Source organism: Streptomyces sp. NPDC043870 (genome assembly GCF_056435785.1).
In genome coordinates, this window is record NZ_JBWKDT010000010.1 from 95068 (window position 1) to 114400 (window position 19333).

Genomic DNA, 19333 nt, shown 5'->3' on the forward strand with positions numbered 1-19333 from the left:
CACGATATGCCCCGGCGTTTTCGCCCCGGTGCCGGGGTCAGTACCGCAGCGGCATCGCGGCCAGTTCCGCCACCACCAGGGTGAGCGGGGCGAAGACCGCGAGCAGGACCACCGACCGGAGCACCACGCAGGCGCGGAGGAAGGCGGCGGGGGCGCCCAGACCGACGAGGCCGGCCCGGTCGGCCGCGCGGGCGTGCTTGACCTCCAGCGCGGAGGTGAGCAGCGTCGCCGTCGTACAGGCCACGACGAGCGCCGCCCCGAGTCCGGTCAGCTCGCCGAACGGCTGAGGACGGTGCCCGGCGAGTGCCGAGGCCGCGACCGTCGCGGACGCCACCGCGCAGACGACGCCGAGCGGACGGCCGATCCTGCTCGCGTCGTCCATCAGCGCGCGCCCGGCGAGGAGCCGGACGGCCCCGGGACGTACCGACTGCAGTACCCGTCCGCACAGATGGACGATGCCCGGGCCGGCCATGGCGAGACCCAGCGCGGTGAGGGCCCAGCCCCCGAGCATCCCGGCCGGCGGGTTCGCGCCGCCGGGCGGCATGCCCTGGCGTGCGTACGTCTCGACCGCGACGCCCGCGGCGGCGAGTGCGACACCCCAGGGCAGTCCGCCGGGCGTGGCCCCGGCGGGGCGCCCGGAGCGCTCGTCCTCGGAGCCCTCGCCCGGCTTCGTACGGCGCGGACGCAGCGCGAGGGCCGCCGCTCCCGCCCCCGCCACCGGTACGAGCGCGAGGAGGGTGAGCGCGGCGGCCAGCGGCAACGGCTGTCCGGCGGCGAGCAGTTCGGCGGCGTCGCCGTCGAACGGCAGCCCCGTCAGGTCCCCCCGCAGATGGAGGAAGAGCAGCAGTGCCACCGCGCTGCCGAGGGTGCAGGACACCGCCGTCGAGACGGCGGCCAGCGCGGTGAGCCCCACCGGTCCGAGCCCGACCGCGTCCAGCCCCTGCCGGGGCCGTGCGCCGGGGTCCGTACGGGCCACGGCGACCGCGAGATGCACGGTCGCGGCGAGCGGGACGAGACACCAGGCCAGCCGGAGCAGGGGCGGTTCGGACGGCTTCGGGCCCGAGACCGCGTAGGACAGCGTGCACAGCAGCAGGAAGCCGACGCCCGCGGACGCCGCGGCGACCATCAGCCGGCGCAGCAGGACCAGGGGGTGGGTGCCGCGGGCTAGACGGAGAGCGAGCACGCGGCCCGGCCTTCCGCCTCGGCGTCGTGGACGGAGCTGACGCGCCGCCCGTCGGCCAGCGCCACCGAGCGGTCGGCGAGCGTCGCGACGTCCCTGTCGTGGGTGGCGAGGACGAGCGTGATGCGGTGCGAGCGGGCCGCGGTGGTGAGCGTACGCAGCACCTGGGCCCGGTCTGCGCTGTGCAGCGCCGCGGTCGGCTCGTCGGCGAAGATCACGGCGGGCGAGGTGACGAGTGCGCGGGCGAGGGCGATCCGCTGCCGCTGGGCCTGGAGCAGCGCGCGGGGGCGTTTGCGCGCGGAGGTGCCGATGTCGAGCCGCTCCAGCCACTCCATGGCGGCGGTCTTGGCCTTGCGGTGCGAGCAGCCGCGCAGCAGCAGCGGCAGGGCGGCGTTCTCCCACGCCGTGAGCTCGGGGAGCAGCTGGGGTTCGGGGCCGATCCAGCCGAAGCGGTCACGCCGCAGCCGCTCGCGGGCCACCGCTCCCATGGTGTGGACGGGGCTGCTGTTGAACCACACCTCGCCCTGCCGCGGTACGAGCTGACCCGACAGGCAGCGCAGCAGGGTGGTCTTTCCGCAGCCGCGCGGGCCGTTCACGGCGAGGATCTCGCCCTCGGACACGCCGAGGGAGACTCCGTTGAGTGCGGGCGAGCCGCCCAGGGAGTGGTGCAGGGAGCGTGCCCAGAGCACGTCGTTGTCCGGCGGGGCCACCATGGCGTACACCTCGGTTCTGATCAGTTCTTCCCGTTCCCCCTTGCGGGGGAACGAAGGCAGGGCCGAACGGTCACAGGGCACCGTAAGGACTCGGAACCGGGTGTGCGGACAGCACGCGGCCCGGACGCTCTCCTTCTCACTCGAAGGGGTGCATCCGGGCCGCGAACAGCCGATGATCCTCATGGCTCGGAGCTTGATCCGACAGCTCCGAGTCCGGTCCGCCGGCCGGACAGGACCTAGAGCTTCGCCCAGGCCTCCGTGAGGACCGACCGCAGGATCTGCTCGATCTCGTCGAACGTCGACTGGTCGGAGATCAGCGGCGGGGCCAGCTGGACGACCGGGTCGCCACGGTCGTCGGCACGGCAGTACAGACCGGCGTCGAACAGCGCCTTGGAGAGAAAGCCGTACAGGACGCGCTCGGTCTCCTCCTCGTTGAAGGACTCCTTGGTGTTCTTGTCCTTCACCAGTTCGATGCCGTAGAAGAAGCCGTTGCCGCGGACGTCGCCGACGATCGGCAGGTCGTGCAGCTTCTGAAGGGTGCTCAGGAACGCGCCCTCGTTGTCGAGCACATGCTGGTTGATCTTCTCGCGCTCGAACAGGTCGAGGTTGGCGAGACCGACGGCCGCGGAGACCGGGTGGCCACCGAACGTGTAGCCGTGCAGGAAGGTGTTGTCGCCCTTGTAGAACGGCTCGGCGAGCCGGTCGGAGACGATGCAGGCGCCGATCGGGGAGTAGCCCGAGGTCATGCCCTTGGCGCAGGTGATCATGTCCGGCACGTAGCCGAACTTGTCGCAGGCGAAGGTCGTGCCGAGCCGGCCGAAGGCGCAGATGACCTCGTCGGAGACGAGCAGTACGTCGTACTGGTCGCAGATCTCGCGGACCCGCTGGAAGTACCCGGGCGGCGGCGGGAAGCAGCCGCCGGCGTTCTGCACGGGCTCCAGGAAGACCGCGGCGACGGTGTCGGGGCCCTCGAAGAGGATCTGCTGCTCGATCTGGTCGGCGGCCCAGCGGCCGAAGGCCTCCGGGTCGTCGCCGTGCAGCGGGGCGCGGTAGATGTTGGTGTTCGGCACCTTGTGCGCACCGGGCACCAGCGGCTCGAACGGGGCCTTCAGGCCCGGCAGGCCGGTGATGGACAGGGCGCCCTGCGGGGTGCCGTGGTAGGCGACCGCACGAGAGATGACCTTGTACTTGGTCGGCTTGCCCACGAGCTTGAAGTACTGCTTGGCGAGCTTCCAGGCGGTCTCGACCGCCTCGCCGCCACCGGTGGTGAAGAAGACCTTGTTCAGGTCGCCAGGGGCTTCGTTGGCGAGCCGCTCCGCCAGCTCGACGGCCTTCGGGTGGGCGTACGACCATACGGGGAAGAACGCGAGCTCCTGCGCCTGCTTGGAGGCGACCTCGGCCAGCTCCTTGCGGCCGTGGCCCGCCTGGACCACGAACAGGCCGGCGAGGCCGTCGAGGTAGCGCTTGCCCTTGTCGTCGTAGATGTAGGTGCCCTCACCACGCACGATGGTGGGAACGGGCGAGTTCTCGTACGACGACATGCGGGTGAAGTGCATCCACAGGTGGTCGTAGGCGGACTTTGAGAGGTCGCTGTGGTCCTGACTCACGGCTATCGGGTTCCCCACATGTAGGTCTGCTTCTTGAGCTTGAGGTAGACGAAGCTCTCGGTGGAGCGCACGCCGGGAAGGGTGCGGATGCGCCGGTTGATCACTTCAAGCAGGTGGTCGTCGTCCTCGCAGACGATCTCCACCATCAGGTCGAACGAGCCCGCCGTCATGACGACGTACTCGCACTCGGGCATGGCGGTCAGCGCGTCGGCCACCGGGTCCAGGTCGCCCTCGACGTTGATCCCGACCATCGCCTGGCGTCGCAGGCCCACGGTGAGCGGGTCGGTGACGGCGACGATCTGCATCACGCCTTGGTCGAGCAGTTTCTGGACGCGCTGCCGGACCGCCGCTTCGGAGAGGCCTACGGCCTTGCCTATCGCGGCGTACGGTCGGCGCCCGTCCTCCTGCAACTGCTCGATGATCGCCAGGGAGACGGCATCGATCGTCGGGGACGACCCGCTCCCGGTCCTGGAGTCTGTGCTTCGACTGGCCACGAGCATCACTCTGCACCGGACTCGTCGATCCCGCAACCCATCCGCGATGAAATTCGTTGTTCTGGGATCGGAATCTCACCGATTTCGAAGTTGAGGAGCGTCGGACCTGTCGAAAGCGTCACTCGTCGGGCTAGCCTGGGCGACGTAGGGTGGGGTGTCTCACCCATCGGACATCTGACAGGAGGGGTGGTTGTGACCACCGAACTGCGTCGTCTGCGCAATTACATCGACGGAGAGTTCCGGGACGCCGCGGACGGGCGGACCATCGAGGTGGTCAATCCGGCCACGGGAGAGGTGTACGCGACCTCGCCGCTCTCCGGTCAGGCCGACGTCGACGCCGCCATGGCCGCCGCCGCGGCGGCCTTCCCGGCCTGGCGGGACACCACGCCCGCGGAGCGCCAGAAGGTGCTGCTTAAGATCGCGGACGCCTTCGAGGAGCGTGCGGAGGAGCTGATCGCGGCCGAGTCGGAGAACACCGGCAAGCCGCTGGAGCTCACCCGGACCGAAGAGATCCCGCCCATGATCGACCAGATCCGCTTCTTCGCGGGTGCGGCCCGGATGCTCGAAGGCCGTTCGGCCGGCGAGTACATGGAGGGCATGACTTCCATCATCCGCCGTGAGCCGGTCGGCGTCTGCGCGCAGGTCGCGCCGTGGAACTACCCGATGATGATGGCGGTGTGGAAGTTCGCGCCGGCGCTGGCGGCGGGCAACACGGTCGTCCTGAAGCCTTCGGACACCACCCCGGCGTCCACGGTGCTGATGGCTGAGATCATCGGTGCCATCGTGCCCAAGGGCGTCTTCAACGTCCTCTGCGGTGACCGTGACACGGGCCGCGCGATGGTCGAGCACCCGACCCCGGCGATGGCGTCCATCACCGGTTCGGTACGGGCCGGCATCCAGGTCGCCGAGTCGGCGGCCAAGGACGTCAAGCGCGTCCACCTGGAGCTGGGCGGCAAGGCGCCGGTCGTCGTCTTCGAGGACACCGACATCGCGAAGGCCGTCGAGGACATCTCGGTCGCGGGCTTCTTCAACGCCGGCCAGGACTGTACGGCGGCGACGCGGGTGCTCGTGCACGAGTCCATCCACGACGAGTTCGTGAGCGCGCTGGCGAAGGCCGCGGCGGACACGAAGACCGGCCGGCCGGACGACGAGGACGTCCTGTACGGCCCGCTGAACAACGCCAACCAGCTGAAGCAGGTTTCCGGCTTCATCGACCGGCTGCCGGCGCACGCGAAGGTGGAGGCGGGCGGTCACCGGGTCGGTGACAAGGGCTACTTCTACGCCCCGACGGTCGTGTCCGGTCTCAAGCAGGACGACGAGATCATCCAGAACGAGGTCTTCGGCCCGGTCATCACGGTCCAGTCGTTCCGCGACGAGGCGCAGGCGCTCGAGTGGGCGAACGGCGTGGAGTACGCGCTGGCGTCCTCGGTGTGGACGAAGGACCACGCGCGCGCGATGCGGATGTCCAAGTCGCTGGACTTCGGCTGTGTGTGGATCAACACCCACATCCCGCTGGTGGCGGAGATGCCGCACGGCGGCTTCAAGAAGTCGGGCTACGGCAAGGACCTTTCGGGGTACGGCTTCGACGACTACACGCGCATCAAGCACGTGATGACGTCCCTGGACGCGTAACGCCTCCGGCGGAAGCGGAAGCGGAAGTTGAAGCGGAAGTTGAAGGGCGGGCCCTGGGGCCCGCCCTTCGGCGTTGCCGAACCGGGCTCCGTGCCGGGCCCGTTCCGGCGGTGCCGCTCCCGAACCCCGCGCCGCACACGCCGGTAGGCGGCTTCGGGGCCCTGCCCCGGAACTCCGGCCCGTCCGGCGTTCGGGGACACGGCCGCAGATCGTACGGGGGGTTCGGGGGCGCAGCCCCCGGTGAAGGGGCGGGGAGGGGAGGGGCGGGGAGAGGACCGCCGCAGGCGCCACGGTCCGGCACCCTGCCGGCGTTTACGGCAACGGCGTCATGTGCAGCGCGAACAGGAGGCGCCAGACGTGGGCCGCCATCGCCTCCGGAGGCGCGGGGATGCGGTCGTGGAGCCAGTCGGCCAGCACGCCCGTGAAGGTCGACGCCACCGCCGAGGCGATCAGATCGGGAGCCGGGGCGCCCGCCAGCTCGCGTTCGCGGTGGCTGCGGGCGCGGAGTTCGCGGTGGAGCAGGTCCCCGAGCGGGCCGCCGCCACCCTCCCGGAGCAGGGTGCGGTAGAGCGGGGCGTGGGGGACGATCCCGGTGAAGAAGGACGTCAGAGCGGCCGGCGGGGCCGCCGGATCGGGCACCCCGCGCCACGCGTGCAGCGCCTCCACCGCGTCCCGGACGATCTCGGCGCAGGCGTCCACCGCGAGCGCGTCCAGGTCCGGGTAGTGCAGGTAGAACGTGGCGCGGCCGAGGCCCGCCCGGCGGACCAGGCCCGCCACGCTGACCTCGGCCAGCGGCCGCTCGGCGCACTCCTCCAGCAGGGCGCGCCGCAGCCGGTCCCGGGTGCGCTCGGCCCGGGGATCGCCGCTCATCCCGCCACCAGCACCGCGGCCAGCGCCAGCGCACCGGGCAGGGCCTGGGCCACGAAGATGCGCCGGTTCGCGGTGGCGCCCCCGTACAGCCCGGCGATCACCACACAGGCGAGGAAGAAGACCTGGACCTGGTGGCCCGTGGGGTCCGCGGCGATCAGGCCCCAGATCAGGCCGGCCGCGAGAAAGCCGTTGTACAGACCCTGGTTGGCGGCCAGCGGAGCCGTCGCCCGAGCCATCTGGGCGTCGAACCCGGACAGTCCCCGCCCCGGAGCCCGCTCCCAGAGGAACATCTCCAGCACCAGGATGTAGACGTGCAGCGCGGCCACCAGGCCGACCAGGACGTTCGCCGTCGCGTTCATGGGGTACCAATCATTTCATGGGCAGGTGTCCATGAAGTATAGACAGATGTCCATGATCGACAAGGTGTCAGGGCCCGGGCCTCCCGCTCGACGCACCGTCCATTGCCCCTCGTACCGACCGCCCGGCATCCTGCCGACGTGTCAGCGAAGCCGAGGAACGCCCCGACGCCCCGCACATCCCGCCACATGTCCCGCCGCTCGGCGCTGCGCGCCCTCGGCGCCGCCGGAGCCGGGGCCGCGGGCTTCGCGCTCGCCGGCTGCGGAGTCCCCGCGGCCTATGTCGAGCCCGGCGACCGCGCGGCACGTGACCTCTCGGGCCGCGACAGGACCGTCGACTTCGCCAACTGGCCCCTCTATATCGACACCGACGACGAGGACACCTCCAGACGGCCCACCCTCGATGCCTTCGCCGAACGCACCGGGATCTCCGTCCGCTACACCGAGGAGATCAACGACAACGACGAGTTCTTCGGCAAGGTGAGCCCTGCCCTGATGAACCATCAGGAGACCGGCCGGGATCTCATCGTCGTCAGCGACTGGATGGCCGCCCGGTTCGTACGCCTCGGCTGGGTCCAGGAGATGGACCGCGACCGGCAGCCGAACGTCGCCAAGTACCTGGACCCGCAGCTGCGTTCACCCGCCTTCGACGAGGGCAGGCGGCACAGCGTGCCCTGGCAGTCCGGGATCACCGGCATCGCGTACAACCGCAGGAAGCTCGGTCGCGAAATCCGGCATATCGAGGACCTCTGGGCCGCGGACCTGCGGGGAAAGGTCACCCTCCTCTCCGGGCTCGACGAGTCCTTCGCCCTCCTCATGCAGGGCAACGGCGTGGACATCACCCGCTGGACGGCCGACGACTTCCACACCGTGTGCGACCAGGTCGAGGGGCTGGTGCGGCAGAAACACATCCGCCGCTTCACCGGCAACGACTACATCAAGGACCTCTCCACGGGGGACGTCCTCGCCTGCCAGGCCTACTCGGGCGACGTCATCCAGCTCCAGGCGGACAACCCCGACATCGAGTTCGTGGTCCCGGAGGAGGGCGCCGAACTCTGGGCCGAGTCGCTGATGATCCCCAACCTCGCCCAGCACAAGCGCAACGCCGAGGCGCTGATCGACTACTACTACGAGCCCGAGGTCGCCGCCGAGCTCGCCGCCTGGGTCAACTACGTCTGCCCGGTGCCCGCCGCGCGCGACGTCCTCGCCGGCTCCGACGACGAGGAACTCGCCGCGCTCGCCGAGGATCCGCTGATCTTCCCCGACGCCGCGATGCGCAGGCGTCTGGCGATCGCGCGGGACATCACGTCCGAGGAGCGCAGGGACTTCGCCCAGCGGTGGAACGGAATCGTCGGCCTGTAGCAGATTCGTGATCATGAAGACCGCGACCGGGACCGAGCCGGTGACCGCCCATGGCCGCGATCGTCGGTACCGCCGCCGTCGCGGGCGAGCGCACCGGCGGACGGCCCGCGCTCTTCCTGGCGCCGGCCACGGGCGCCACCGTCGTCTCGCACGCCGTGGCCCGCAAGGTCACCGGCGCCCCGGGTTTTTGAACGTGTTCATGATGGGCGTACGCTGCGGGCATGAGCGAGCGAAGAGCGCTTTTGCGCCGCATACGCGTGTGGTTGGCCGTCTTCATCGTCTGCCTCGTCCTGAGCGGACTGACGGCCTTCCCCCTCGTCACCGAGCTGCGCCTCGTCCACGACGCGCTGACGTCCTGGGCCTCCCCGGTCGCGGACACCTTCCCCGCCCTGCCGGAGTGGATCGAGCGGGTACGGGCCGGCGCGGACGTCGCCGATGAGCGGTACCCCTTCCTCCTGTACGGCACCGACTGGCTGGCCTTCGCGCACCTCGTCATCGCCGTCGCCTTCTACGGCCCGTACCGCGATCCCGTACGCAACATCTGGGTCATCGAGTTCGGCATGATCGCCTGCGCCGGGATCATCCCGCTCGCGTTGATCTGCGGCCCGATCCGGGGCATCCCCCTCTGGTGGACGGCCATCGACATGTCCTTCGGCGTCTTCGGAGTCGTCCCGCTCCTCGTCGTACACCGCATGATCAAGCGGCTGGAGGGGCTGACCACGCCGTCGCCTTCGCCTTCGCCGGCCCCGGAGCCCGTGGCGTCTCCCTAGTCAGGGGTGTCCGGCGGACAGACCCTGGTCGGAGGGCATCCCGAACGCGGCGACGGCGACATTCAGCGCCACCCTGTTCATGTCCTGGCCCTTCGCGTCCGTGGAGTTGACGCTGTAGACGAGTGTGCGTGACAGATCACGGGTGGCCGCCACGGCCGCGTTGCAGCCCCAGCGGCCGCCCGACTTGCCCCACACCTCACGCCCGCCCAGCTTCGTCATGGACAGCCCGACGGAGTACGCGGCGGGGGCACCGGTCCTGATGTCGACCACATCCTTCCCGGGCAGCGTGAACATCTCCTCCAGCAGCAAACCGCGCACGACCTGCCCCCGGAACAGGGCCTTGGTGAACCGCTCCAGATCCACGGTCGTGGAGATGATGTCCCCGGCCGCCCAGCCGTCCGTCACACCCCACACCGTCGCATCGCGCAGCCCGGTCGTGCCGTCGTCCAGCCTCATCGTCTGGTAGCCGTGATTGTGCGGGCCGCGGATGCGCGGGTCGGTGCCGGGGAAGTACGTGCCGCGCAGTCCGAGCGGCTTCAGGATGTGGCGGGCGATCTCGTCCTCGTACCGCTCGCCCGTCACGCGCTCGATCAGCAGCCCGGCGACCGTGTAGCCGATGTTCAGGTAGTGCTGCTTCGTGCCCGGTGTGAACTCCGGCTTCTTGCCGGTCGCGGAGCGCACCATCGCCCGCGGGTCGTGCACGTCGAAGCGGTGCGCGTACCACTCCTCGACGGTCGTGCCGGGCAGGTCCGGGGCGGGGATGCCGTGCGTGTGGTTGAGCAACTGCCGGACGGTGACCTTCCCGTACGTCACCGGGATCAGGTCCGGGAGGTACGAGCGGGCCGTCCGGTCCAGGTCCACTCTGCCCTCCGCCGCGAGCCGCAGCACCGCCGCGGCCGTGAAGACCTTCGTCACCGAGCCGGCCCGGAAACGGGCGTCCGGGTCGGCCGGGCGGCCGGACTTGAGGTCGTGGACACCGGAGCTGCCGTGCCAACTGCCGCCGGTGCCCCCGACCCGTACGAGCGCGGCGGTCGCGTCCGCGGTCGGCAGCCCGGCGACCGCGGCTTCGAGGGCGGCCTCGTCGGGCTTTCCGCTGTCGCCCGTGCCGGAGTCCCTGCCAGAGCGGGTGCCGGCGTCCGTGCCGGGGCCCGTGCCGGCGTCTGTGCCGGGGTCCGTGCTCATGGACGCGGGGGACTGGGCCGCGGCCGGTACGACGGCCGGGCCCGCGGCGACACCGAGGACGAGTGCGGCGGCCAGCAGCGTGCGGGTACGGCTGTTCATGGTCAACTCCCGTGGTGTGAGCCGTCGTTCTTGACTGCTCCCATCCTGTTGACCAGGCTCTTCGAGCGGATCGCCGGTGAGAGCGGTCCTCGCCGGTCAGTCTCTCGCCGCCGCGGGGGAGGAGACGGACGCAGGCACTCCCTCCGGCGGGGGATCCCCGGCGGAGATCAGCCCGGTCTCGTACGCGCAGATGACCGCCTGGATCCGGTCGCGCAGCCCCAACTTGGCCAGCACATTGCCCACATGCGTCTTGACGGTGTGCTCGCTGACGACGAGCGCCGCCGCGATCTCCGCGTTCGACCGGCCACGCCCCAGCAGGAGCAGCGTCTCGCGCTCCCGCGCGGTGAGGACGTCCAGCCGTCCGCCGGGCGGCGCGGCCGTGCGCCGGGTGGTGTGCTTCGTGTACTCCTCGATCAGCCGGCGCGCCACCGACGGCGCGAGCAGCGAGTCGCCCCGCGCCACCACCCGTACCGCGTGCACCAGATCGTCCCGTCTGACGTCCTTGAGCAGAAAGCCGCTCGCGCCCGCGTGCAGCGCCTCGTACACGTACTCGTCGGAGTCGAAGGTCGTCAGCATGACCGTGCGGCACGCGGACTCGGCGCTGATGGTGCGGCAGGCCGCGATCCCGTCCATGCCGGGCATCCGGATGTCGAGCAGCGCCACGTCGGGGGAGAGGCGGCGTACCGCGTCGACGGCCGCCGTCCCGTCCCCTGCCTCGGCGACGACCTCGATGTCCGGCTGTACGTCCAGGATCATCGCGAAACCGCTGCGGACCAGCTCCTGGTCATCGGCCACCACCACGCGGATCGTCAACTCCCCACCTCCGCCCGGGATCCTACGGGGAGTGTGACGCCGACCTCGAAGCCCCGGCCGTCGGGGCCCGGCCCGGTGAGCGCCGTGCCGCCATGGGCCGCCGCCCGTTCGCGGATGCCGATGAGCCCGTGTCCGGTGGACGTTCCGGGACCCCGCCCGTCGTCGGTGACCGTGATCGCCAGCAGGTCCCTCCCGTAGACCAGCCGCACACGGACCGAGGTGGCCTCCGCGTGCTTGACCACGTTCGTCAGTGCCTCCTGCACCACACGGTGGGCCGTGGCCTCGGTGTCGGCGGGCAGCGGGCGGACCTCGCCCGTCGTCTCGTAAGCGACGTCGAGGCCGCTGTGCCGCACGCGCTCGACCAGGCCCGGCAGCGCCGTCAGCGAGGGCTGCGGCTCGCGCGGGGAGTCGTCCGGACCGAGATCGCCCTCGCGCAGCACCCCGAGCATCCGGCGCAGCTGGGCCATCGCGTCCCGGCCGGTCTCGGAGATCGCCTCGAAGGCGGCCTCCGCACGCTCCGGAGCCGTGCGCACCGCTACCGGGCCCGCCTCCGCCTGGACGATCATCAGGCTCACCGCGTGCGACAAGATGTCGTGCATCTCCCGGGCGATCCGGGCCCGTTCGCGGGCCGCTGCCTGCTCGGCCTCGATCCGGTTCGCCCGCTCCAGTTGCGCGGCACGGTCCTCGACCGCCGCGGTGTAGGCCTGCCGGGTGTCGGTGAGCCTCCCGAAGACATACGCCGCTCCGAGCACGAAGAGGCAGAAGAACAGCTCCCGGGCCGAGCCGGTGTTGAGCCACACGGACACCGACACGACGGCCGGCAGCAGCAGGAGCACACCCAGCCGGGTGCGGGGTGGTGAGACCGCGGCGATCGTGTAGACGATGACCAGGCCGGTGTACGGGAGGGGCTGGCCGGGCCCCCAGATCGCGAGCTCGTACAGCGCACCGGCCACGAGGATCGCGAGCAGCACCGTGACCGGGGCACGGCGCCGCCAGACCAGCGGCACCACGGTCAGGGTGGTGAGTCCGTAGGCCGCCCAGGTCGCGGGCGCCTGACCGGCGGGGCGCGGCACCACGAACGGCATCGTCATCGCCGCCTGCACGAGCAGCGCGACGCCGAGATCCACGAACCACGGGTTGACGTCCCGCAACTGTCCCAGCCGGCCGGTCCCCCGTATCCGCATCAGCGCTTGCGGCCCACCGCGCCGAACTGCGCCACCTCCACCGTCGTCGCGCCCCCGTCGCGCCAGCGCGCACAGGACACGATGCCCGGCTCCAGGAGATCCAGGCCGTCGAGGAAGCCCGCGACCTCGGCACGGCTGCGGGCGGTGATCGGCGGTGTCGCGTTCTCGTTCCAGAACGCCATCGCCTCGGCGTTGCCCTCACCGCCCAGTTCCAGCGTGGGGTGGGTGAGCACGAGATGGCTGCCGGACGGTACGGCGTCCATGATGCAGCGGACGATCGAGGTGGCCTTGTCCGTGTCCAGGATGAAGTTCAGGATCCCCAGCATCATCACCGCCACCGGACGCGTCAGGTCGAGCGTCGGTTCGACGGCGCGCAGGATGTCCTCGGGACGATGGGCGTCCGCGTCGATGTACGCGGTGCGGCCCTCGGGGGTGCTGGTCAGCAGGGCGCGGGCGTGCGACAGCACGATCGGGTCGTTGTCGACGTACACGATCCGCGACTCGGGGGCGATGCGCTGGGCGACCTCATGCGTGTTGTCGACGGTCGGCAGGCCGGTACCGATGTCGAGGAACTGGCGCATCCCCGCCTCACCGGCGAGATGCGTGACGACCCGTCCCAGGAACGCCCGGTCGGCGCGGGCGACCTGACCGATGCTCGGGAACATGCCGGTCACCTGGTCGCCGACCTGACGGTCCACCAGGTAGTTGTCCTTGCCGCCCAGCCAGTAGTTCCACACCCGGGCGTTGTGGGCGATGTCGGTGCGGATCCGGTCCTGGCCGGTGTCCTCGGCGTCGGTCACGTCATGCGTCCTTTCCCTGTGCGGGATCTGCTGAGTACCCGGGCGAGGACGTCCACGCGGTTCGTGGTGATCGAGTCGACACCGCGCCCCACCAGTCGGCGCATCGTGCCACGCGTGTCGGCGGTCCAGACAGAGAGCAGATACCCGTCCGCATGGACGCGGTCCGCGAGGTCCTGGCTCACCAGCCCGAAGCGGTAGTTGAGCCAGCGCGGCCGCAGCGCGCCGAGCAGCACCGGGCGGGGCGGGGCGAGCGTCGTCCAGGTCAGGGCGATCTCCGCGCCGGGGTCGGCATCGCGGACGGCGAACATCCCGACCGGACCGCCGGTGTAGTAGACCCGCTCGCCCGCGTCGCATTCACGGACCGTGCCGACGATCGCGCGTACCGCCTTCTCGTCGGCGCCGGGCAGATCGAGCATCAGCCGGTGGCCGCCCACCGCGATCAGCGCCTCCCGCAGTGTCGGCACGCCGCCGGACGTCAGCTCGGTGAGCTGCTCATGGGTGAGCCGGGCCAGCGGACGGTCGTGGCCCCAGAGCCGCTTGAGCGTCTCGTCGTGCAGCAGTACGGGAACCCCGTCGCGGGTCAGCCGGACATCCACCTCGATGGCGTCCGCGCCCCGCTCGATCGCCGTGTGCAGCGACGGAAGCGTGTTCTCACGGGCGACGTACGGGTCGCCGCGATGGCCTACGAGGGTGACAGTGCGCACGAGGCCGTCCTCACTTCGCCAGCCACTGCTCGGTGTACGTGTCGATCTCCGTGGCGATCCGCGCCTTTCCGGCCGGGTCGAGGAAGGACGCCTCCACGGCGTTCTTCGCGAGTGCCGCGACGCCCCGCTCGTCGAGCTCCAGCAGCCGGGCGGCCACCGCGTACTCGTTGTTGAGGTCGGTGCCGAACATCGGCGGGTCGTCGCTGTTGATGGTCACCAGTACGCCGGCGGCGACCATCTCCTTGACGGGGTGCTCGTCGAGGTTCGCCACGGCCCGGGTGGCGATGTTGGAGGTGGGGCAGACCTCCAGCGGGATGCGGTGCTCGGCGAGGTGCGCCAGCAGCTTCGGGTCCTGCGGGGCGCTGGTGCCGTGGCCGATGCGCTCGGCCCGCAGGTCGTTCAGCGCGTCCCAGATGGTTCCGGGCCCGGTGGTCTCACCGGCGTGCGGCACGGACCGCAGCCCGGCGGCGATGGCCCGGTCGAAGTACGGCTTGAACTGCGGCCGGGGGACGCCGACCTCGGGGCCGCCGAGGCCGAACGAGACCAGGCCCTCCGGGTGCAGATCGACCGCGAGTCGCGCCGTCTCCTCGGCCGCGTCGAGGCCGGCCTCACCGGGGATGTCGAAGCACCAGCGCAGGATCACGCCGAGCTCGGACTCGGCCGCCTTGCGGGCGTCCTCGATGGCCTCCATGAAGCCCCGCTCGGGGATGCCCCGGCGGGTCGAGCTGAACGGCGTGATGGTCAGCTCGGCGTACCGGATGTTCTGCCGGGCCATGTCCCGCGCGACCTCGAAGGTCAGCAGCCGGACGTCCTCGGGGGTGCGGACCAGGTCCACCACCGAGAGATAGACCTCGATGAAGTGCGCGAAGTCGGTGAAGGTGAAGTAGTCGGCGAGGGCGTCGGGGTCGGTGGGGACCTTGGAGTCCGGGTGCCGGGCGGCCAGTTCGGACACGATGCGCGGGGAGGCGGATCCGACATGGTGGACATGCAGCTCCGCCTTGGGCAGCCCCGCGATGAAGGGGTGCAGATCGGTCATCGGGTCCTCCATGTGTCCTGTGCCCTGCCGGTCAGGGATCATCGTAGGCGGGCCGGATCGCGCGCGACGCGGGCCCGTACCATGACGAGTCCACGAAGGGGAGGCCCATGTCAGACCAGAGCGACCAGCCGCCGGGCGGGTACGAGCCGAGGGACCCATGGGCTCCGCCGGAGCACCGGGGGGCGCCGCAGGACAAAGTGGATCTCGGCAAGGCGACGCGGGGCGCGCAGCCGCCGCGGCCGGCCGCCCACGACCAGCCGACGGTGACATCGATGCCGTCCGCGGGACCGTTCGCCGTCCCCGACGCCGGTGCCGGCACCGGAGGTGACGCGGGCACCGGGGCCGTACCACCGCCCCCGATAGCCCCCGGCGGACCCGCGCAGACCGCGCCCGGCCCGTACGGCTACCCGGCCGCCGCCGCTCCGGGCGTCGCACAGCCCGGCGCGCCCGGGTACGGCTACCCCGGCTACCCCGGGTATTCGGGCTACCCCGGCTACGGCCAGGGCGGCTGGGTGCAGGGCCCGGCGAACGGCATGGGCATCACCGCGATGGTGCTGGGCATCGTCGCCGTCGCCGGATTCTGTCTGTACGGCCTCGGGGTCGTCCTCGGCATCCTCGCGCTGATCTTCGGCTTCATCGGCCGTGGCCGCGTCAAGCGAGGTGAGGCGACCAACGGCGGAATGGCACTGGCCGGCATCATCCTCGGCGGGGTCGGCATCGTGATCAGTGCCGCGTTCCTCGGTCTGATGATCTGGCTGATCGCCAACGACTCTTCCTCCCTGGAGTCCGACGAGGACCCCTGGGCGACGACGCTGGTCGTCGCCGCGGCTTCGCGCTGACCGGACGCGCCATCCGGGCGGCCCCCCGCGCCGCCCGGCCGCCCGCCCGGCCACCGCGTCCCCTCAATCCCCCCGCTCTCCCCGCTCCCGCAGCCGCTCGCGCGCCTGCATCAGCGCGAACCCCAGCAGGTTCAGCCCGCGCCACCGCGAGGGGTCGTCGGCCCGCTCGTCGTCCGCGGCCAGGCCGATGCCCCAGATCCTGTCCACCGGGCTCGCCTCCACCAGCACCCGGTCGCCCGTGGCCAGCAGGAACGCGCGCAGGTCCGCATGCTGGGCGAACTTGTGCACGCTGCCCTCGACGACGATCGAGAACCGCTCGCGCTCCCATATCGCGTCGCTGAAGCCGCGCACCAGACGGCCCGCCTTCTTCGCGAGCGCCGGATTCGGCGCCTCGACGGCCTTGCGCTCCGCCTCCGCGTCATCGAAGAGGCGCGCCTTCGCGGCCATCATCCAGTGCTCGGCCGTCGCGTACTCGATGCCGTCGACGGTGAACGGCGCAGGCCACCACTGGCTCAGACAGCCGGCCCCCACGCCGCCGTCCCGTCGCGGAGTGTGCCCCCAAAAGTGCAGATACTTGACCTGCCTGCCGCTCCTGACCTGCTCGATCAGGGCCTCGGCCGATGCGTCGATCATCCCCATGCACGCGAGTTTCCCACCCGCCACTGACACTCCGTACGGGGATGACCACCCAGGCCCGACACATGGTCGACCGATTCCGTCGCGTAATCAAAAGGAAACTACGGAATCACTTGTTGGCCAAACTTCATTCTGTCAGGATCAGCACTCAATTCGAGCTGGAACAACGGAGAGCTTCAATGGGCAACCGCTTCCAGGCACAGGACCGTTTCAAGGACGGCGCGCAGTACATCGGCGGGCAGCTACGGCCCGGTACATCGGGACATAACCACACAGTCGTGGACCCCGCCACCGGAGAGCAGGTCCTCGACTACGAGCTGGCCGGAACCGCCGACGTCGACGCCGCCGTCGCAGCCGCGCGCGACGCGTTCCCCGGCTGGGCGGGCGCCACCCCCGGGGAGCGCTCCGACGCCCTCAACCGCTTCGCGTCCGTGCTCGCCGAACAGGCCGAGGACTTCGCGCGGGCCGAGTCGCTGCAGTGCGGCAAGCCGATCAAGCTGACCCGCGAGTTCGACGTGCCCGGCACCATCGACAACACCGCGTTCTTCGCCGGTGCCGCACGCCATCTGCAGGGCCAGTCCGCGGGCGAGTACAGCGGCGACCACACCTCGTACGTACGCCGCGAGCCGATCGGTGTCGTCGGCTCCATCGCGCCCTGGAACTATCCGCTCCAGATGGCCGCCTGGAAGGTCCTCCCGGCCATCGCCGCGGGCAACACCATCGTCCTCAAGCCCGCCGAGATCACCCCGCTGACCTCCCTGATGTTCGCCCAGGCAGCGGCCGAGGCCGGGATCCCCGAAGGTGTCGTCAACATCGTCACCGGCGCCGGCAAGGGCGCGGGCGAGCACCTGGTCGGGCACCCGGACGTGGCCATGACGTCCTTCACGGGTTCCACCCCGGTCGGCAAGCGCGTCGCCGAGATCGCCACCTCCACCGTCAAGCGGCTCCACCTGGAGCTCGGCGGCAAGGCGCCCTTCGTCGTCTTCGACGACGCCGATCTCGAAGCCGCCGTGCACGGCGCGGTCGCCGGCGCCCTGATCAACAGCGGCCAGGACTGCACCGCCGCCACCCGCGCCTATGTCCAGCGACCGCTGTACGACGCCTTCGTCGCCGGGGTCGCCGACCTGATGGCGACCGTACGGCTCGGCGACCCGTTCGACCCGTCCACCGACCTCGGCCCGCTCGTCTCGCACGCGCAGCGCGACCGCGTCGCCGGGTTCGTCGACCGGGCCCGTTCGTACGCCACCGTCGTCACCGGCGGCCAGGCCCCCGGCGGGGACCTGGAGAAGGGCGCGTACTACCTGCCGACCCTGATCGCCGGAGCCGCCCAGGACAGCGAGGTCGTCCAGTCCGAGATCTTCGGTCCCGTCCTGGTGGTGCTGCCCTTCGACTCCGACGACGAGGGCATCGCGCTGGCCAACGACACCCCGTACGGTCTCGCCGCCTCCGCCTGGAGCCGTGACGTGTACCGCGCGGGCCGTGCCACCCGCGAGATCAAGGCGGGCTGTGTCTGGGTCAACGACCACATTCCGATCATCAGCGAGATGCCCCACGGCGGCTACCAGGCCAGCGGGTTCGGAAAGGACATGTCGGCGTATTCATTCGAGGAGTACACGCAGGTCAAGCATGTGATGTACGACAACACCGCGGTGGTCAGGAAGGACTGGCACCGCACGATCTTCGGGGACCGACCGTAACCACAAGCGGCCACCGCCGCGTGCCAACGCAGCCGCCCGACCAGCGGCCAGACCCACCCGAGAGGGAACAGCGCATGGAGCAGTACCAGTCCGACCGCCTCTCCGCGGCCCAACTGGCCGCCGTGCAGCGCAGCATGACGAACGGCAGGGGTGCCCTCTCCCGCCGCTCGCTGCTGCGTGCGTCAGGCATCGGTGCACTCACCATCGGCGGTGCCGGGATGCTGAGCGCCTGCGGCATCCCGCCCGCCAAGCGGCAGGGCGACGCGGCGGCCTCCGACGACCACTCGGCCAAGGAGAAGCGCATAGCCTTCTCCAACTGGACCGAGTACATGGACATCAGTGAGGACGAGAAGAGCCGTCCCACTCTGGAGGCGTTCACCAAGCGCACCGGGATCACGGTCAAGTACACCGAGGACATCAACGACAACGTCGAGTTCTTCGGAAAGATCAAGCCGCAGCTCGCGGCCGGCCAGGACACCGGCCGTGACCTGATCTGCGTCACCGACTGGCTGGCCGCCCGGATCATCCGGCTCGGCTGGGCGCAGAAGCTCGACCCGTCGAACCTGCCGCACGCGTTCGCCAACCTGTCCCCGCAGTTCCGCACTCCCGACTGGGACCCGGGCCGGGCCTACTCGTACCCCTGGACCGGTATCTCCACGGTCATCGCGTACAACTCCAAGGCGACCGGCGGCCGCAAGGTGGACTCGGTCACCCAGCTGCTCGACGACCCCAAGCTCAAGGGCCGGGTCGGCTTCCTCACCGAGATGCGCGACTCGGTCGGCATGACCCTGCTCGACATGGGCAAGGACCCCGGGAAGTTCACCGACGCCGACTACGACGCCGCGATCGGCCGGCTCCAGAAGGGCGTCGACAAGAAGCAGATCCGCCGCTTCACCGGCAACGACTACACCTCGGACCTGGACAAGGGCGACCTCGCCGCCTGTCTCGCCTGGGCCGGTGACGTCATCCAGCTCCAGGCGGACAACCCGGACATCAAGTTCGCGATCCCGTCGGCCGGTTACATCACCTCCAGCGACAACCTGCTGGTCCCGGCCAACGCCCGGCACAAGACCAACGCCGAGAAGCTCATCGACTACTACTTCGAGCTTCCGGTCGCCGCGCAGCTGGCCGCGTACATCAACTACGTCTGCCCGGTCGACGGGGTGAAGAACGAGCTGGCGAAGATCGACCCCGCCCTGGCCTCGAACACGCTGATCCTCCCGGACAAGGCCATGGCCGCCAAGTCCCACGCCTTCCGCTCGCTCAGCAGCAAGGAAGAGACGGCGTACGAAGAGAAGTTCGCCAAGCTCATCGGCGCCTGACCTCCCCCTGCCCACCGACACCACTGGGAACGCGACC

20 protein-coding genes are annotated in these 19333 nt (G+C 70.6%); 7 read left to right on the plus strand and 13 right to left on the minus strand.

The genetic code is table 11. The features are described from left to right. Positions 1 to 37: 37 nt before the first annotated feature. The 4 genes from AC0699_RS15595 to AC0699_RS15610 form a co-directional block, all read right to left on the minus strand. Complete coding sequence (locus tag AC0699_RS15595) at positions 38 to 1183, minus strand: hypothetical protein (RefSeq protein ID WP_478660106.1); 1146 nt, start codon at positions 1181 to 1183, stop codon at positions 38 to 40. Then, a complete protein-coding gene (locus AC0699_RS15600) occupies positions 1165 to 1893 on the minus strand; it encodes an ABC transporter ATP-binding protein (RefSeq protein WP_478660108.1) in 729 nt (242 codons plus the stop codon). Before AC0699_RS15600 ends, AC0699_RS15595 begins: the two co-directional genes overlap by 19 nt. Positions 1894 to 2129: 236 nt before the next feature. After that, positions 2130 to 3518: an aspartate aminotransferase family protein gene (locus AC0699_RS15605; protein WP_478660110.1), complete on the minus strand. Its 1389-nt coding sequence runs from the start codon at positions 3516 to 3518 to the stop codon at positions 2130 to 2132. After that, positions 3503 to 3994, minus strand: coding sequence for an Lrp/AsnC family transcriptional regulator (locus AC0699_RS15610; RefSeq protein WP_385412296.1), 492 nt, complete (start codon positions 3992 to 3994; stop codon positions 3503 to 3505). Before AC0699_RS15610 ends, AC0699_RS15605 begins: the two co-directional genes overlap by 16 nt. Before the next feature lie 192 nt (positions 3995 to 4186). On the opposite strand from AC0699_RS15610, the gene AC0699_RS15615 reads away from it, so the two are divergent. Then, positions 4187 to 5626, plus strand: a complete 1440-nt coding sequence (locus tag AC0699_RS15615; protein WP_478660112.1) for a gamma-aminobutyraldehyde dehydrogenase — start codon at positions 4187 to 4189, stop codon at positions 5624 to 5626. 312 nt (positions 5627 to 5938) lie between these two features. On the opposite strand, the gene AC0699_RS15620 is transcribed toward AC0699_RS15615, so the two are convergent. After that, entirely contained in the window at positions 5939 to 6496 is a 558-nt protein-coding gene (locus AC0699_RS15620) for a TetR/AcrR family transcriptional regulator (protein WP_478660114.1), read from the minus strand. Beyond that, the gene (locus AC0699_RS15625) at positions 6493 to 6855 is read right to left on the minus strand and encodes a DUF1304 domain-containing protein (RefSeq protein ID WP_478660116.1); all 363 of its coding nucleotides are present in this window, start codon (positions 6853 to 6855) and stop codon (positions 6493 to 6495) included. The genes AC0699_RS15620 and AC0699_RS15625 overlap by 4 nt, the downstream gene beginning before the upstream one ends. Positions 6856 to 7041: 186 nt before the next feature. Here AC0699_RS15625 and AC0699_RS15630 point away from each other — a divergent pair, with 186 nt between their 5' ends. From AC0699_RS15630 to AC0699_RS15640, 3 genes are read left to right on the plus strand one after another with little or no spacing between them, the layout of a single operon-like run. Further along, a complete protein-coding gene (locus AC0699_RS15630) occupies positions 7042 to 8214 on the plus strand; it encodes a polyamine ABC transporter substrate-binding protein (protein WP_478660307.1) in 1173 nt (390 codons plus the stop codon). 50 nt (positions 8215 to 8264) lie between these two features. Beyond that, positions 8265 to 8405: a hypothetical protein gene (locus AC0699_RS15635; protein ID WP_478660118.1), complete on the plus strand. Its 141-nt coding sequence runs from the start codon at positions 8265 to 8267 to the stop codon at positions 8403 to 8405. Between the two features lie 30 nt (positions 8406 to 8435). Beyond that, positions 8436 to 8984 (plus strand): hypothetical protein, encoded by a 549-nt coding sequence (locus AC0699_RS15640; RefSeq protein ID WP_478660120.1) that lies wholly within the window; start codon positions 8436 to 8438, stop codon positions 8982 to 8984. Here the strand turns inward: AC0699_RS15640 and AC0699_RS15645 are convergent, their stop codons facing one another. The 6 genes from AC0699_RS15645 to AC0699_RS15670 form a co-directional block, all read right to left on the minus strand. Then, entirely contained in the window at positions 8985 to 10265 is a 1281-nt protein-coding gene (locus AC0699_RS15645; protein ID WP_478660122.1) for a serine hydrolase domain-containing protein, read from the minus strand. Between the two features lie 96 nt (positions 10266 to 10361). After that, on the minus strand, positions 10362 to 11078 hold the full coding sequence (locus AC0699_RS15650) for a response regulator transcription factor (protein WP_478660124.1): 717 nt from the start codon (positions 11076 to 11078) through the stop codon (positions 10362 to 10364). Next, positions 11075 to 12262: a sensor histidine kinase gene (locus AC0699_RS15655; protein WP_478660126.1), complete on the minus strand. Its 1188-nt coding sequence runs from the start codon at positions 12260 to 12262 to the stop codon at positions 11075 to 11077. Before AC0699_RS15655 ends, AC0699_RS15650 begins: the two co-directional genes overlap by 4 nt. After that, the gene (locus AC0699_RS15660; protein WP_478660128.1) at positions 12262 to 13062 is read right to left on the minus strand and encodes an SAM-dependent methyltransferase; all 801 of its coding nucleotides are present in this window, start codon (positions 13060 to 13062) and stop codon (positions 12262 to 12264) included. The genes AC0699_RS15655 and AC0699_RS15660 overlap by 1 nt, the downstream gene beginning before the upstream one ends. Then, on the minus strand, positions 13059 to 13766 hold the full coding sequence (locus AC0699_RS15665; protein WP_478660130.1) for a glycerophosphodiester phosphodiesterase: 708 nt from the start codon (positions 13764 to 13766) through the stop codon (positions 13059 to 13061). The genes AC0699_RS15660 and AC0699_RS15665 overlap by 4 nt, the downstream gene beginning before the upstream one ends. A 10-nt stretch (positions 13767 to 13776) precedes the next feature. Continuing rightward, a complete protein-coding gene (locus AC0699_RS15670; protein ID WP_478660132.1) occupies positions 13777 to 14844 on the minus strand; it encodes an adenosine deaminase in 1068 nt (355 codons plus the stop codon). A 65-nt stretch (positions 14845 to 14909) separates the two neighbouring features. On the opposite strand from AC0699_RS15670, the gene AC0699_RS15675 reads away from it, so the two are divergent. Next, complete coding sequence (locus AC0699_RS15675) at positions 14910 to 15641, plus strand: DUF4190 domain-containing protein (protein WP_478660134.1); 732 nt, start codon at positions 14910 to 14912, stop codon at positions 15639 to 15641. 63 nt (positions 15642 to 15704) lie between these two features. Here the strand turns inward: AC0699_RS15675 and AC0699_RS15680 are convergent, their stop codons facing one another. Beyond that, positions 15705 to 16280 carry an NADAR family protein gene (locus tag AC0699_RS15680; protein ID WP_478660136.1) on the minus strand — a complete coding sequence of 192 codons (576 nt, stop codon included), beginning with the start codon at positions 16278 to 16280 and terminating at the stop codon, positions 15705 to 15707. A gap of 176 nt (positions 16281 to 16456) precedes the next feature. On the opposite strand from AC0699_RS15680, the gene AC0699_RS15685 reads away from it, so the two are divergent. Next, entirely contained in the window at positions 16457 to 17974 is a 1518-nt protein-coding gene (locus AC0699_RS15685; protein WP_478660138.1) for a gamma-aminobutyraldehyde dehydrogenase, read from the plus strand. A 74-nt stretch (positions 17975 to 18048) separates the two neighbouring features. Further along, positions 18049 to 19296, plus strand: a complete 1248-nt coding sequence (locus AC0699_RS15690; protein ID WP_478660140.1) for an ABC transporter substrate-binding protein — start codon at positions 18049 to 18051, stop codon at positions 19294 to 19296. The last annotated feature ends 37 nt before the right edge of the window (positions 19297 to 19333 follow it).